Source organism: Halosolutus sp. YCN4 (assembly GCF_059736495.1).
In genome coordinates this window covers 35,962-50,647 of record NZ_JCASSM010000005.1, presented here as the reverse complement: position 1 = coordinate 50,647, position 14,686 = coordinate 35,962, and the positions used below count along the sequence as shown (strand labels likewise).

Here is a 14,686-nt window from a genome sequence, read left to right as displayed (position 1 = left end):
CCGCTCGAAACACACCGTGGTATGTCACGACTCGCCGACAGCGACCGGGAGCGCATCGCCGCCCTGTTCGATCGCCAACTCGAACTCGGACTCCACCACGGCGCACAGCTAGCCGTCTACGTCGACGGCGAGGCGGTGCTCGACCTCGCAGGTGGCGTGACGGGTCCCGACAGCGGGGAGACGACGAAGAGGCAGCGACACGTCCTCTTCTCCTCGACGAAACCCTACGCGGCCGTCACGCTGCACACCCTCGTCGACGATGGCGCGCTCGCCTACGACGATCGGGTCGTCGATCACTGGCCCGAGTTCGCCGATTCGGGGACGGAGAAGGCCGAGATCACGGTCCGGCAGGTGCTCAGCCACACCGCCGGCCTCACGCAGGGCGAGATCGACGAGCGACCCGATCTCTGGAACGACTGGGACGCCTGCGTCGAGCGGATCGAGGCGATGGAACCCGTGTTCTCGCCCGGCGATCGGGCGGCGTACCACCCGCTCACGTTCGGCTGGCTGGTCGGCGAACTCGTGCGCCGGGTGACGGGGACGCCGATCGAGGACGCCGCACGGGAGCGCGTCTTCGAGCCGCTGGGAATGGACGACACCGGGATCGGCCTTCGCGACGACGAGGACGACGACGTGGCCACCCTCGTCGCGTTCGAGGCGTTCGATCGCTGTCGCGACCCCGGAGAGGGACTCGGCGATCACACCGAGGTCGCGGCCCCGTTCAACACCGAGGCGGTCCACCGGTCCGTCGTCCCCGCCGCGACGGGTCTCGGGACCGCTCGCGACATGGCCCGGTTCTACGCCTGTCTCGCGAACGGCGGCGAACTCGACGGGACCCGGCTCCTCTCGTCCGAGACCGTTGCGGAGATGACGGCGCTCGAGGCCGAGACGGACGCGGACGGTACGCTCGGTCGACCGGGGCGGTTCGCGCTCGGCTTCTGGAAGGGCGGCACGACGGCCGACCCCTACGGCTCGCTCACCCCCGAGTACGTGTTCGGCCACGCCGGCCTCGGGAGCAGCGTCGGCTGGGCCGACCCCGAGGCGAACGTGGGCTTCTCGTACGTCACCAACGGCGTGCGAGAGGGATCGTACGAGCACGTCGCCCGCGTGCGACAACTGGCGGACGCGGTTCGAGTCGCTCTCCAGTGACGGTCGCCGGACGTCACAGCGACTCGATAAACCGGCTCACGATCCGATTGAATCGCTCGGGCTCTTCGATCGTCGGACAGTGTCCGCTGTCGTCGAAGCGTTCGACGCTCCCGTCCGGGACGAGCGTTGCGACGTGTTCGATGGAGTCGACGGTCCCTCGTTTCTCGTCCGCACCGGCACACGCCAGCAACGGAACGTCGATTTCGGGGAGCACGTCCCGGTAGTCGCGGGTGAGCGTATCGAAGAGGATCGCGCTCTTGATCGACGGTGGCGTCCGTGAGAGTTCGTCGAACACCAGGGCTCTCGTCTCGGCCGAGGGCGGGTCCGCGAAAACCTGCTCCGTGAGGCGTTCGATGAGACTCGACCGATCCTGTTGTGCCAGCCTCAGCGTCGTTTCGAGTCCGTCCAGATCGGTGAGCCCGTACTCGTAGTCGCCCCATCGGAATCGGGTGGCTTCCATGTCGACGTCCACCAGCCCTCGAATCCCATCGGTACCGAACTGATCGACGTAGTCCCACGAGACGAGCGCCCCCATCGACCATCCGACCAGGACGACGTCCTCGAGGTCGCACTGGTCTGTGAAGGCGTACAGATCGCGGGCGTACTGCGCGACGGTGTGTCCCAGCTCCGTCTTCTCCGATCGGCCGTGACCCCTGAAATCGAGGGCGATCGTTCGATAGTCGGACGAGAGCGCCGTCAACTGGGGTTCGAAGAACCTGTGGCTCGCCATGACGCCGTGCAAGAAGACGATCGGCGCCCCGTCACCGGCGTCTTCGTAGTAGAGATCCGCCCCGTTGCATCGCCTGTACGGCATAACAGTGTACCTTCGCCGTCATCGATGATAAACGACTGCGGGTGGTTCAGGGCAGTTCCGGGACTTCGTGGGGAAGTGATCGTCCGGATCCCCGATATGAAAACGCTCTCGTCGGTACACACCCTCGTATCGAGCGGATGGCTACGAACGTCGATCGCGCCCTCGTCGCCGAGTATCTCGATCGGTACGCCGAGACGCAGGGCGTCCTGCCCGACCGACTGGAATCGTTCGGCGATCGGTATCGCGAACAGGGGTATCTCACCCGGGACCAACTGTACGCCATCGCCTACGAGTCCTCGACGCGGAGCGCCTACCACGTCGAGTCGAACCCCGAGGACCGGTGTCGGACGGTCACGGCGAACGTGCTCGCCGTCGGCGACGACTTCTCGAAGATCCAGCTCCTGACCGGACTCTCGGGATTCAAGGCCCCGACGGCCTCGTGCGTGCTGACCGCGCTCGACCCGTCGGCCCACGCCATCGTCGACACGCGCGTGTGGGCGACGCTCGATCGGTTCGACTACCTCGACGGTCGCAAGGAGTCGTTCGACGCCGCCGACTACGTGGCGATGATCGACCCGATCCGCGAGATTGCGGCGGAGACGGGGTTCTCCCCGGCCGAGGTGGGCTACGCGCTGTTCGCCTACGACGCCGCGCACCGCGAGGGGACGCTGCATTGAGAATCGCCTCTCGCCGATCGGCGCAGAGCCGAACCGCGAGGGGACCGATCGCGGACCGCTACGGATTCACTTCCCAGTTCTCGACGGCGACCGTCTCGCCGGCCGGGATGCCCTCCCGATCGTCGTCGACGACGACCCAGCCGTCGGCCAGGGCGACGCTCGAGAGGACGCCTGAACCGCTCGCCCGCGTCGGGATCGCCCCGAACTCGGGGGCCCCGTCGGCGTCCCGTTCCTCCAGACGGACCCGCGCGAACGTCCGTGTCCCCGGTTCGCTCGGGATCTTGCGATCGAGTTTTGCCTGCACGCGCGGGTGGGGATCAGGCGTCGTCCCCTCGAGCCAGCGCAGGGTCGGTCGGAGGAACTGGACGGCGTTGACGATACAGGCGACGGGGTAGCCCGGGAGCGCGAGGACCGGCGTCTCCTCGACGACGCCCAGACAGACGGGGTGGCCGGGTTTGAGACCGACGCCGTGGACGATCACCTCCCCCAGGTCGTCGATCACCTCCGGGATGAGGTCGCGCTCGCCCACGGAGGAGCCGCCGGTCGTGACGACGACGTCTTTTGTCAGGTCGCGCTGAATGGCGACCCGGAGCGACTCGGGGTCGTCGGTGACCACGTCGCGATAGGTCGCCCGCGCGCCCCAGCGCTCGGCCAGCCTGGAGACGGTGAGGCCGTTCGTCTCGATCACCTCGCCCGGGTCGGGATCGGCCGCGACGAGTTCTTCGCCCGTCGGCACCACGCCGACGGTCGGCCGCTGGGCGACGTCGACTCGCGCGTAGCCCGCCGATCGCAACAGCCCGAGATCGGAGGGGCGAAGCCGGTGTCCCGGTTCGTACAGCACCGCTCCCTCCTCGACGTCTTCCCCGACCGGGGCGACGTTCTCGCCCTCCGCGACGGCGTCCGCGACCTCGAGTTCACCCATCGCGTCGAGTTCGTCGACGTGTTCGATCATCACGACCGCGTCGGCTCCCTCGGGGAGCGCGCTCCCGGTGTGGACCCGCGCCGCCGCTCCGGTCGCGATTCGATCGGCGGTCGCGTGGTCGGTCTCCGCGTCCCCGGCAGGCTCCGCGATCCGGAGGACCGCCGGCGATCGATCGCTCGCCCCGAAGGTGTCGCTCGCCCGGACCGCGTAGCCGTCCATCGCCGCCCGCTCGTAGTGGGGCACGTTCCGCGCGGCGGTGATCGACTGTGCGAGGGTCCGCCCGTCGGCGCGCTCGATCTCGACGGTCTCGGTTCCCGTCCGCGGGTCCTCGCCGTCACCGTCAGGGGCGACGGCGTCCCTGAGTACCCGTCGCGCCTCGTCGACGGGAGTCCGTACTTTGAACCCGGCCTCCGTGCGCTCCCGATCGGCACCTTCCATACCCTGAATCGGGTCGCCGGGAGCCAAAAGCGTAGGGGGACCGTCGCGGTCGACGGCCGCGGCCGTCGACGTGTCGACACACTTACCGTACCGTCCGGGGGAGTGAGGGTATGGTCGCGCCGTCGCCCGGTCCCGTCGCGTTCGTCGGTCTCGTGGTCGTGGCCGCGGGCACTCTCCTCGCGCTGGTGTACGGGGTCCGCGAACTCCGACTCGCGTCGCACGTGCTCCGGTCGCACCCGGACGCGGTGCTCGACGCGCCGGACGGCGGCCCGATTCAGCTCCGGGGGACCGCGAAGCCGGCCGGTGGCCGCCTCCGATCGCCGTTCACCGACACGCCCTGTCTCGCCTACGAGTACGTCGTCGAGGAGGCCCGCGACTCGAAGCACGGCCGGTCGTGGACGACGATCGCGTCCGGCGAGCGGTACGTCCCGTTCCGACTCGACGACGGATCGGGCAGCGTCCTGATCGAACCGCCAGGGGCGGACTTCCGACTGGAGGACCACGCCCGGATCGACGTCGACGGCGGGCGAGCACCGCCGGAGCCGATCCAGCGGTTCATCGACCGGACCGAGGACGTCGACAGCCAGAACCGGCGGCTGGACCTGCGCCTGTTCGAACTCCGTACCGGGACCGATCGGCGGTTTCGAGAACGCGTCCTCGAACCCGGCGAGGAGATCCTCGTTCTCGGCACGGCGCGGTACGATACGACCGTCTCCCGTCGATCAGGCGAGGTGAACGCCGCCGTCGGAATCGACGAGCGTGTCCTCTCCGACAGTCGCTGGATCCGATTGCGCCATCGACTGTTCGGCTACCCGTTCGTCGTCTCCGACAGCACCGAACGACGGCTGGGACTCCGCGCCGGACTCCGTGGCGGCGGGGCCGTCGCGGCCGCGATTGCCGTGATCGGACTCGCGATCGCGTGGGCACTCTGACGGCTTCGCGCCCACGCGAGCAGCCGCGTCCGAACCGCCGGGACCGCGGCCTTTTTCGTATCGGCGACCCAATTGACGGTCATGTCAGCGCTCCGCGATGCGTTGCGGGATCTCTCCGAAGACGTCTTCTTCGATCTCCTCGAAAGCGAGGAGGCCTACTTGCTCGTGCTGGACGTGCCCGGGGCCACCGCCGACTCGCTCGATCTCACGATCGAGGACGGCCGCATCTCGATCGAGGCCCGCCGGGAGAAAGACCTCGCCGACGACTACGACTACGTCGAGGAGAATCGATCGCTCTTTCTCGACCTCGAGGTACCGCTGCCCGACGACGCGGCGGAGTCGGAGTCCGAAGCGGTGGTCGAACGGGGGGTCCTCGAACTGACGCTCCCGAAGCGAGCGGGGATCGACGAAACGACGATCGACGTCGTCGACGGTGACGTCTAATCCGAGGTGACCGAGACTGGCTCAGCTTCGCGCCTACAAGCGCTTCGCCATCGTCGCCTGGCACTTTCTCCCGCTGTTGCTCGCGTACGCGCGTGACCGGCGGCGGTTCCTGCTGTTCGGTCGGCGACGGCGGGTCGGTTCCGAGACTCATCGCCACCGTGCCGAGGTGTTGCTCGAGTCGCTCTTGACCCTCGGCCCGACGTTCATCAAACTCGGTCAGTTGCTGTCGACCCGCCCGGACGTGCTCCCGCCGGAGTACATCGAGGTGCTCTCGGCGCTCCAGGACGAGGTGCCGCCCGCGGAGTGGCCCGGCGCAAAGCGGGTGCTCGAGGACGAACTCGGCCCCGTCGAGGAGCGGTTCGTCGAGTTCGACACCGACGCGATCAGCGGCGCGAGCCTCGGTCAGGTGTACCGGGCGCGAATCGACGGCCAGGCCGACGTCCGAGAGAACGGACTGGAACGGGAGGTGGTCCGCGACGTCGCCGTCAAAGTCCGCCGTCCCGGCATCGAGGACCTGGTGGAGGCCGACCTGCGGGTCGTCCGCTGGTCGCTCCCGATCCTGATGTACTTCGTCGACGACTCGCGGGCCTTCTCGCTCGAAAACCTCGCCGACGAGTTCGCCAAGACGATCCGCGAGGAGATGGACTACGAGCGCGAGGCGACGATGCTCACCGAGATTCGGGCGAACTTCGACGACGACGATCGGTTCGTCATCCCGCGAGTCGTCGAGAGTCACTCGGGCCCGCGCGTGCTCACGATGGAGTACGTCGGAGGAACGAAGATCAACGACGTCGACGAACTCGATCGCAAGGGGATCGACCGCACCGAACTCGCGGAGAACCTCCAGCGATCGTACCTCCAGATGATCATCGACGACGGGGTCTTCCACGCCGACCCGCACCCGGGCAATCTCGCGGTGACCGACGGGGGCCGGATTATCTTCTACGACTTCGGGATGTCCGGCCGGGTCGACGAGTTCGTCCAGGAGAAGATCGTCGACTTCTACATCGCCGTCGCCAACCAGGACATCGACGCCATCCTCGACGCGCTGATCGAGATCGGCACCCTGAGCCCGGAGGCCGATCGGGGCGTGATGGCGGAGGTGATGGAACTGGCGATCGCCGACGCCCGCGGGCAGGACATCGAACAGTACCGCGTCCAGCAGATCGTCGGCCAGATCGAGGACTCGATATACGAGTTCCCCTTCCGCTTGCCGAAGAACCTCGCGCTCGTCCTGCGAGTGGCGACGGTCGTCGAGGGGGTCTGTGTCACCCTCGACTCTGACTTCGACTTCATCGCGACCGCGACGGACTACCTGACCGAGCAGGGCTACCGCGAGGAGTCCATCCGCCAGTACATCGAGAACTCCGGCGAACAACTCCGCCGATCGGGCGAGTCCCTGACCCGGATCGCGCCGAAGACCGAGCGCACGCTCGATCGACTCGATCGCGACGACCTCTACGTCCGTATCGGCGTCGAGGACTCGAAGGGCGTCTTCGACACCTTCGCCAGGCGACTGATCTACGGAATGCTGCTGACGATGTCGCTGTTCTCGATGGGCGTCCTCTACGCGCTCGAGGCCCCGGAGGCGTCGATCGTCGCGGCCGTCTTCTCCGCGTTCGTCGTCCTCCTGCTGTACCGATCGTTCCGCGAACCGACGTCGATCGGTGCGAAGCCGCAGTTCACGCGCCAGAACCTCCGTCAGCGTCGCCGAAACGAGTGACGCTGGCGGACCGCTACTCGTCGGACGCCGACTCGTCCGCTTCGCGGACCGCGACGTCCACGCCGTTCGGTTCGTAGGCGTTCGCGGCGTACCCGCCCTCGTTCCAGGGGAACGCCTCGTCTTCGAGGGCGTCGCGCCAGTCGTCCGGCCCGGAGATGCTCGCCGGCTGTCGCCGGCCCCGATCGTCGGTCGCGCGGGAGTACAACCGGTACTCGCCCGGGTCGGCGTCCCAGTCGTACCGGAACAGCCGCCATGCGCCCGCGTACTCGGGACCGAACAGGTCCGCGTCGGCCCAGGTGTCGCCGCCGTCGGTCGACACCTCGACGCGATCGACCTCCTCGTCGCCCGCCCAGGCGACCCCGCGAACTTCGATCGGTCCGTCCGCGCCCACCGGAATCGGTTCCTCCCCGGAGGGCGTCCCGATCACCGACATCACGGTCGCGTCGAACGTGTAGGGGTGCTCGACCGCGCCCTCTAGCTGGTCCCACGTGTCGACCGCCTCGACGGTCTCGTTCGTCTCGGGCTCGACTCCTTCGGGGTGCATTCGGTAGGCGGTCTGTTGCCAGTAGGCGTGTTCGCCGTCGCGATCGAGCGATCCCTCGACCACCATCGAATCCATGACCCGGAGTTCCTCGAGCCACTTCACGTTGTTCACGCCGTACCAGCCGGGAACGATCAGCCGGACCGGATAGCCGTGCTCCCGCGGCAGTGGCTCGCCGTTCATCTCGTAGGCCAGGATGCAGTTGTCGAGCGCCTTCGAGAGCGGAATCGATCGCGCGAACACGTCGTCGCCGTCCGCCGGATCGCCCCCGACCGCGGTGAGCCACCGCTCGTCCGCCGAGTCGACGCCGTGCTCGCGGAGGATCGAACTGACCGGGGTGCCGGTCCAGAAGGCCGTGGCGGCCGCCTCGAACCCCCACTGGACGCTCCCCGTCTCGGGCCGGTGCTGGCCGCGACCGTTGCCGGCACACTCCATCGTGTGCGCGACCGCCACCGTCGGGTACGACTCCTCGATCTCGCTCAGCGGAAGATCACCCTCGACGTGCCCGGTGAGCGCGACGGTCCAGTCGTCCGCCTCGGCGTCCGGGATGTCGTTCCGGTGGCAGACGAAGTGTTCCTCGATCGGCGTCAACCAGTTCGCGTACGTGCGCCGATCGGCGGCGCCGACGACGGTGTACTTGTCGGCCTCGTCCCGCGTCTCTGTGACGCCGCCCGCCTTTCGGTCGACGATCGACTCGATCTCCTCGTGACGTCCCTCCCGTGGACTCTCTGTGGCCATGTCTAACACGACCCACAGCCACGACGAAATAACTGGCCCTCACGTTCGTCGACTCTATAGTAGCCACTGACAGTCACTGCACACCTGATCGCAAGGCGGCTTCGCGATCAGCGTGTGAGTCGTTTCAGTCGTTACTATAACGTTCTTTTCGCTGGCGTCCGAGGTGTCGTCCATGGAGTACGACCGACTCGCCGATCTCCCGGTGACGATCGATTCCGTCTCGACCGATCGCCTCGAGCGCGAGACCTCGAGCGATTTCACGCGCGTGACGACCGAAATCTCGCTGTCCGGCCCCGGCCCCGACGGCGAGTCGGTCGTCGGGATCGGCGAAGACGTCACCTACGAAGCGGCCGACCACGACGCGCTGGCCGACAGCGGCCTCCCCGACCTGACCGGCGAGTACACGATCGACTCGTTCTCGGACGCGCTCGCGTCGCGCGACCTGTTTCCCGGGGGTGCCCCCGGTCGAGAGGTCTTCCGGAACTACCGGCGCTGGGGGGTCGAGAGCGCCGCGCTGGATCTCGCCCTGCGACAGGCGGGCACGGACCTCGCGAGCGCCCTCGATCGATCGCCCGATCCGGTGCGGTTCGTGGCCAGTACGCGACTCGGCGATCCGCCGACGACCGATCGGCTCGCCGACCTGCGCGATCGGGTGCCGGACCTCGAGTTCAAACTCGATCCGACGCCGGAGTGGGACGCGGCCCTCGTCGACGGGATCGACGAGACCGTCGGTCGGGACGCCGTCCGAATCCTCGACCTCAAGGGCCAGTACGAGGGCACCGACGTCGACGTGCCTGCGGATCCCGACCTATACTCGCTCGTCCTCGAGGCCGTCCCGGACGCCGTGATCGAGGACCCCGCACTGACCGACGAGACCGAGCCCCTGTTCGACGACCCCGACGTGCGATCCCGCGTCTCGTGGGACGCGCCGATCCACGGCGTCGCGGACGTCGAAGCGCTCCCGTGGGAGCCCGACTGGCTGAACGTCAAGCCCTCGCGGTTCGGCTCGATCGAGTCGCTGTTCGAGACGATTCGCTACTGCGACGAGCGCGGGATCCGACTGTACGGCGGCGGCCAGTTCGAACTCGGCGTCGGCCGCGGTCACGTCCAGTTGCTCGCGTCGCTTTGCTACCCCGACGGGCCGAACGACGTCGCTCCCGGCGTCTACAACGATCCGGACGTCCCGGCAGCGTTACCGACGAGTCCGCTCGAACCGCCGGCCGAGGCCCGCGGATTTCGGTGGTGAATCGATCGGATCCGCCGGGTACCACATTCGCCGATCGTCCCGACGGGCGCGAGGATCGATCGGCAGTGCCCTCGCCGTTGCGAGTCGGCGATCGATCGCGAACGGCCGCCCGACGGCCGTCCCGCTGTATGTCGACGTGACACGTCCCGCCGGTGTTCCAAACGGTTTATGAGCGTCGGTTGATTACCCCGGGACATGGCGAAACAGCAGCAAGAAGTTCGCGACCTTCAGGAAGGGAGCTACGTCATGATCGACGACGCCGCGTGCAAGATCAACTCGTACTCGACGGCGAAGCCGGGCAAACACGGCAGCGCCAAGGCTCGCGTCGAGGCCGTCGGCGTCTTCGACGGCAAGAAGCGATCGCTCTCGCAGCCGGTCGACGCCAAGATCTGGGTCCCGATCATCGAGCGCAAACAGGGCCAGGTCGTCTCCGTCGACGGCTCGGATATGCAGGTCATGGACTTAGAGACCTACGAGACGATCACGATGCGGGTTCCCGAGGACCAGGACGTCTCCCCGGACGACAACATCGAGTACCTCGAGATGGACGACCAGCGAAAGATCGTCTGATGTTTCCCGGGGCGACCGACTACCGGACGAACGGGTCCGACGCGACCGGCCACGCGGCCGATTCGGAGGGCGCGAACTTCGTGGTCGTCGGTGCGCCCCTGGACGCCTCGACGACCTTTCAGCCGGGAACCCGCTTCGGGCCCCGGCGCATCCGGACGTTTGCGGAGACGTTCGACGACTACGATCGTCGAACCGACCAGTACTTTTCCGACTGCGCCGTCGCCGACCACGGCGACGTTCGCGCGTGGGACGACGTCGACGAGTACCTCGAGTGGCTGGCGGGGACCCTGCGCGAGGTCGTCCGGGACGGCGCCGTCCCGCTGACGCTCGGCGGGGAACACACCGTCTCGCTGGCCGGCGCACGCGCGGTCGAACCCGAGGTCGTCGTCTCGCTCGACGCCCACCTCGACCTGCGCGACGCCTACGACGGCAACCCGCTCAGCCACGCCAGCGTGATGCGACGGATCCTCGACGACACGGACTCGGTCGAGGAGTTGTTCGTCCTCGGCGCGCGAACGGGCAGCGAAGACGAGTGGGTGCGGGCGGACGAGTCCGACGTGACCGTCGTCCCGCCCGAGGACGTCGCGGCGTGGTCCGTGCCCGACTCGCTGGCCGATCGCGACGTCTACCTGAGCGTCGACATCGACGCGGCCGACCCCGCGTACGCGCCGGGAACCGGGACGATGGAACCGTTCGGCCTCGAACCGCGCGAGATGCGCGACGTCGTTCGCCAGGTCGCCCCGCACGCGACCGGGTTCGACGTCGTGGAAGTCAACGATCGGGACGACGGCCAGGCCGCCGCGCTGGCGGGCAAACTCCTCCGGGAGTTCGTCTTCTCGAACGCCGCCGATCGATCGTAGCGCTGCGGTGCGCGTCTCGGTTCGATCTCGCGAGGGACTCCTCGCACAGCGATCGGGACCGCGGTACCCACGAGCCGTTCAGCCCCAACTGGTTTGGCTCAAGAACTTGGTAGGAACGTGTCCGAGTCGACAACGCATGACCACACCGGAGCCAACCGCGCTCGAGCCGGCGACGGTCTCCGCACTTCTGGCCGATCCCGATCGCCAGCGCGTGCTCTCGTACCTGGACCCGGGGAAACGGGCAACCGTCGAGGAACTCGTCGACGAACTCGCCACTGGGGAGCGGACGGAACCGCCCGCCGACGGCGGCCCGGTCGATCGATCGCGGATCGCGGTTTCGCTCGTCCACCACCACCTCCCGCGACTGGACGACCACGACGTCGTCGACTACCGGCCGGCGTCGAAGGAGGTCGTCTTGACCACGCCGATCGCGGAACTGGTCCCAGCCGAGGGTGCGTTCGAACCGCTCGTCGAATCCGATTGAGCGACCGTCTCATAGGGATTATCGTAGGAGTTCATAGTGTCTCTCTGAAGAACCGAGACACAGCGCCGAAGGCCGGGTTTCGAGATCTCCGGTTGGCTGCGATAATCCCTATCAGAACGGGCCGGAGAGGTACTCCTTCGGCACCGCGTTGCGCACCGTCACGAGCGGGTCGACCACCTGGCTGATCTCGAGGCCGCCGACGAGACTCGAGAACATGTAGGCGTCGGTCGCGTCGAACCCGTGCTCGCCCCGGAGCAGTTCGATCGCGTCCCGGTTCGCGAGTTCGCAGGCCGCCTGGAGCGTCTCCGCGCTCGCGATCGTCTTCCACGCGTCGGGGGTCTCGACCAGCGGCCGTTCGAGGTCGATCGCGGCGTCCTCGAGCACCTCTATCGTCGCGTCGATCTCGGTCGCGATCTCCGCACCCGTGCCGCACATCTCGCCGTCCGCCATCGCGGCCTTGCAGTCGCCCATGGCTAGCATCGCGCCGTCCTGAAAGACGGGAAAGTAGATCGCGTTTCCGGCGGTCACGTCCGTCGTGTCCAGGTTGCCGCCGTGGTCGTGGGGGACGAGCGTCGTGTGCGACTCCGACTCCGGGGCGACGCCGATCGTGCCGATGACGGGGTCGACGGAGACTTCGAGGTCGTCGAACGCGATCGTCCCGTCGTCGACCGGCGTCATCCGCGTGCGGGGCGCCTCGATGTCCTCGTGCCGATCGAGCAGGCCGAAGCCGTCGATGGTGATCACCCGGCCCTGGGCTTCGGCGAGTCGGATCTCCTCGATTTCGACCCGGAGGACGTCTCCCGGCGTCGCACCCTCGACCGCGATCGGGCCGGTCGCGGCGTTGACCTCCTCCGGGACCGACTCGATCACGTCCGACTCGTCCTGGACCGCGCCGTCTAAGCTGTCCCGCGTCTCGATCGTCAGTTCCGTTCCCGGGTCGATCGTCGCGATCGCCTCGAGATCGGGGGTGAACTCGTAGATCGCACCGTCCTCGTGGGAGACAGTCCGGCGTGTCATACGTCATCCGTCGCCGGGGAGTGCCGTAAATTCCCCGCCGGCCGAAGACGCTGCCGGCAGGCACGCACCGCGCGATCGGAGTCGCTAGGGTACAAGCCGATCGCGTACCAAGCCGTGGACATGGACCTCTCGGAGTTCGCCGATCGACTCGACGAGGAGTTACGGACCGACGACTACGCCGATCTCGACGCGAGCGCGAACGGGTTGCAGGTCGGCCCCGACGAGGGAACCGTCGATCACGTCGCGTTCGCGGTCGACGGCGTTCGCGAGACGATCGACCGGGCGATCGACGCCGGGGCCGACGCCCTCGTCACCCACCACGGGCTCTCCTGGGGCGGGTTCGATCGCGTGACCGGCCGCACGTACGATCGGATCGCCCCCCTGATCGAGGGTGACCTCGCGCTGTACGTCTCGCACCTGCCGCTGGACGGGCATCCGGAACTCGGGAACGCGGCGGGCGTGGCCGACCGTCTCGGCCTCGAGAACCGGGCCCCGTTCGGCAAACTCGGCCCCGAATACGTCGGCCAACGCGGCGTCGCGCCCGAGTCGGTCGCGCCGGACGAACTGCGCGAGCGACTCGAGACCGCCCTCGTGACCGGCGGACAGCCCGTCCAGGTGCTCGAGTTCGGTCCCGAGGAGATCGACGAGGTCGCAATCGTCACCGGGAGCGGGACGGACTGGCTCGACGAGGCCGTCGCGGCCGACGCGGACGCGCTGGTGACCGGCGAAGGGAAACAGAAAGCGTACCACGAGGCTCGCGAGGCGGGGATTCACGTCTTCCTCGCGGGCCACTACGCGACCGAGACCTTCGGCGTCCGCGCCCTGCAGGGACTCGCCGACGAGTGGGGGCTCGAGACGACCTACCTCGAGGTCCCGACCGGACTGTGACGGCGCTCTGCGGGGGACGCACGTTCCGCCGATCGACGCCGCGGGTCCCCGGGGAACCGCGGCGTTCAAATCGCTGGGTCACCGACGCTGGGACATGACGGACGAGGACGGCGACGAGCACGACGTGCACCACGACCCCGATCGGGAGACGTTCAGCCACGATCCGATCGGCCACGCCGAGGCCCGGGCCGGAATGACCGTCGGCGAACTGGCCGACGAGTACGGCGAGGCGGGCATCGGCGCGTCGTCGCTCCACGAGGCGGTGAACGTGACCGAGGCCATGTTCGACGACGACGTGACGGTCTTCTTCTCGCTCGCGGGCGCGATGGTTCCGAGCGGGATGCGCCGGATCGTCGCCGACCTGATTCGCGACGGCTACATCGACGTCCTGGTGACGACGGGGGCGAACCTCACCCACGATTCCATCGAGGCGATCGGCGGCAAGCACCACCACGGGTGCGCCCACGCCGAGGGCAAGACGGAGCGAGAGCACGACGAGACGCTCCGGGACGAGGGCGTCGATCGGATCTACAACGTCTACCTGCCACAGGAGTTCTTCGCGACGTTCGAGTCCCACCTCCGGGAGGAGGTGTTCCCGGTGCTCGAAGCGGAGGGCGTCGTCGGCATCGAACGGCTCACCCGCGAACTCGGGCGGGCCAACGCCGCGGTCAACGAGCGCGACGACGTCGACGAGGCCCCCGGCATCGCGGCCGCGGCCTCCGAGAACGACGTGCCGATCTACTGTCCCGCCGTCCAGGACTCCGTGCTCGGCCTGCAGGCCTGGATGTACTCCCAGACCTCCGACTTCTCGCTCGACGCGCTGTCGGACATGACCGCCCTCACCGATCGCGCCTTCGAGGCGGAGGAGGCCGGGGCCTTCCTCGTCGGCGGCGGCGTCCCCAAGAACTTCACCCTGCAGACGATGCTCGTCACCCCCGGTGCGTACGACTACGGCGTCCAGTTGACGATGGATCCCAAGCAGACTGGCGGCCTCTCGGGGGCCACGCTCGACGAGGCCCGATCGTGGGGCAAACTCGAGAAGGACGCCGAGAACGTCTCGGTCTACGCCGACGCGACGATCACGCTCCCGCTCGTGGTCGCCGCCGCGCGGGAACGCCTCGACGGTTAGCCGCCACGTTGCGGCGGGCGCGAGCGCCCCGGTCGATCGCGGCCGCATACTCACGGTACGGACTCACCCGGCCGGTCGTTCCGGGACCCCACGCGGACGGACTCCTGTCCGTCA

General features: G+C 68.1%; 15 protein-coding genes. 11 read left to right on the top strand and 4 right to left on the bottom strand.

Annotated features, from left to right (window positions below; genetic code table 11):
• Nucleotides 1–21: 21 nt before the first annotated feature.
• A complete protein-coding gene (locus tag AC6I6X_RS17980; protein WP_497931933.1) occupies nt 22–1,149 on the top strand; it encodes a serine hydrolase domain-containing protein in 1,128 nt (375 codons plus the stop codon).
• Between the two features lie 13 nt (nt 1,150–1,162).
• Here AC6I6X_RS17980 and AC6I6X_RS17975 read toward each other — a convergent pair whose 3' ends face one another.
• On the bottom strand, nt 1,163–1,963 hold the full coding sequence (locus tag AC6I6X_RS17975) for an alpha/beta fold hydrolase (protein WP_497931932.1): 801 nt from the start codon (nt 1,961–1,963) through the stop codon (nt 1,163–1,165).
• 137 nt (nt 1,964–2,100) lie between these two features.
• Here AC6I6X_RS17975 and AC6I6X_RS17970 point away from each other — a divergent pair, with 137 nt between their 5' ends.
• Complete coding sequence (locus tag AC6I6X_RS17970; RefSeq protein WP_497931931.1) at nt 2,101–2,640, top strand: hypothetical protein; 540 nt, start codon at nt 2,101–2,103, stop codon at nt 2,638–2,640.
• A 58-nt stretch (nt 2,641–2,698) separates the two neighbouring features.
• Here AC6I6X_RS17970 and AC6I6X_RS17965 read toward each other — a convergent pair whose 3' ends face one another.
• The gene (locus AC6I6X_RS17965) at nt 2,699–4,000 is read right to left on the bottom strand and encodes a molybdopterin molybdotransferase MoeA (RefSeq protein WP_497931930.1); all 1,302 of its coding nucleotides are present in this window, start codon (nt 3,998–4,000) and stop codon (nt 2,699–2,701) included.
• A 110-nt stretch (nt 4,001–4,110) separates the two neighbouring features.
• On the opposite strand from AC6I6X_RS17965, the gene AC6I6X_RS17960 reads away from it, so the two are divergent.
• From AC6I6X_RS17960 to AC6I6X_RS17950, 3 genes are all read left to right on the top strand, one after another.
• Nucleotides 4,111–4,932, top strand: coding sequence for a GIDE domain-containing protein (locus AC6I6X_RS17960; protein ID WP_497931929.1), 822 nt, complete (start codon nt 4,111–4,113; stop codon nt 4,930–4,932).
• Nucleotides 4,933–5,013: 81 nt separating this feature from the next.
• The gene (locus AC6I6X_RS17955) at nt 5,014–5,376 is read left to right on the top strand and encodes an Hsp20/alpha crystallin family protein (protein WP_497931928.1); all 363 of its coding nucleotides are present in this window, start codon (nt 5,014–5,016) and stop codon (nt 5,374–5,376) included.
• A gap of 76 nt (nt 5,377–5,452) precedes the next feature.
• On the top strand, nt 5,453–7,099 hold the full coding sequence (locus tag AC6I6X_RS17950) for an ABC1 kinase family protein (RefSeq protein ID WP_497931927.1): 1,647 nt from the start codon (nt 5,453–5,455) through the stop codon (nt 7,097–7,099).
• 13 nt (nt 7,100–7,112) lie between these two features.
• Here AC6I6X_RS17950 and AC6I6X_RS17945 read toward each other — a convergent pair whose 3' ends face one another.
• A complete protein-coding gene (locus AC6I6X_RS17945; RefSeq protein ID WP_497931926.1) occupies nt 7,113–8,378 on the bottom strand; it encodes a sulfite oxidase in 1,266 nt (421 codons plus the stop codon).
• A 172-nt stretch (nt 8,379–8,550) separates the two neighbouring features.
• Between AC6I6X_RS17945 and AC6I6X_RS17940 the strand changes: the two genes are divergently transcribed.
• The 4 genes from AC6I6X_RS17940 (at nt 8,551) to AC6I6X_RS17925 (ending at nt 11,538) form a co-directional block, all read left to right on the top strand.
• Nucleotides 8,551–9,624 carry an enolase-like domain-containing protein gene (locus AC6I6X_RS17940; RefSeq protein ID WP_497931925.1) on the top strand — a complete coding sequence of 358 codons (1,074 nt, stop codon included), beginning with the start codon at nt 8,551–8,553 and terminating at the stop codon, nt 9,622–9,624.
• A gap of 195 nt (nt 9,625–9,819) precedes the next feature.
• Complete coding sequence (locus AC6I6X_RS17935; RefSeq protein WP_497931924.1) at nt 9,820–10,194, top strand: translation initiation factor IF-5A; 375 nt, start codon at nt 9,820–9,822, stop codon at nt 10,192–10,194.
• Nucleotides 10,194–11,054, top strand: coding sequence for an agmatinase (gene speB / locus AC6I6X_RS17930; protein ID WP_497931923.1), 861 nt, complete (start codon nt 10,194–10,196; stop codon nt 11,052–11,054). The genes AC6I6X_RS17935 and speB overlap by 1 nt, the downstream gene beginning before the upstream one ends.
• 136 nt (nt 11,055–11,190) lie before the next feature.
• Nucleotides 11,191–11,538 (top strand): DUF7344 domain-containing protein, encoded by a 348-nt coding sequence (locus tag AC6I6X_RS17925; RefSeq protein WP_497931922.1) that lies wholly within the window; start codon nt 11,191–11,193, stop codon nt 11,536–11,538.
• 111 nt (nt 11,539–11,649) lie between these two features.
• On the opposite strand, the gene AC6I6X_RS17920 is transcribed toward AC6I6X_RS17925, so the two are convergent.
• A complete protein-coding gene (locus tag AC6I6X_RS17920) occupies nt 11,650–12,555 on the bottom strand; it encodes an acetamidase/formamidase family protein (protein ID WP_497931921.1) in 906 nt (301 codons plus the stop codon).
• A 120-nt stretch (nt 12,556–12,675) separates the two neighbouring features.
• Between AC6I6X_RS17920 and AC6I6X_RS17915 the strand changes: the two genes are divergently transcribed.
• Entirely contained in the window at nt 12,676–13,443 is a 768-nt protein-coding gene (locus tag AC6I6X_RS17915; RefSeq protein WP_497931920.1) for a Nif3-like dinuclear metal center hexameric protein, read from the top strand.
• A gap of 94 nt (nt 13,444–13,537) precedes the next feature.
• On the top strand, nt 13,538–14,572 hold the full coding sequence (locus tag AC6I6X_RS17910; RefSeq protein WP_497931919.1) for a deoxyhypusine synthase: 1,035 nt from the start codon (nt 13,538–13,540) through the stop codon (nt 14,570–14,572).
• Nucleotides 14,573–14,686: the final 114 nt, after the last annotated feature.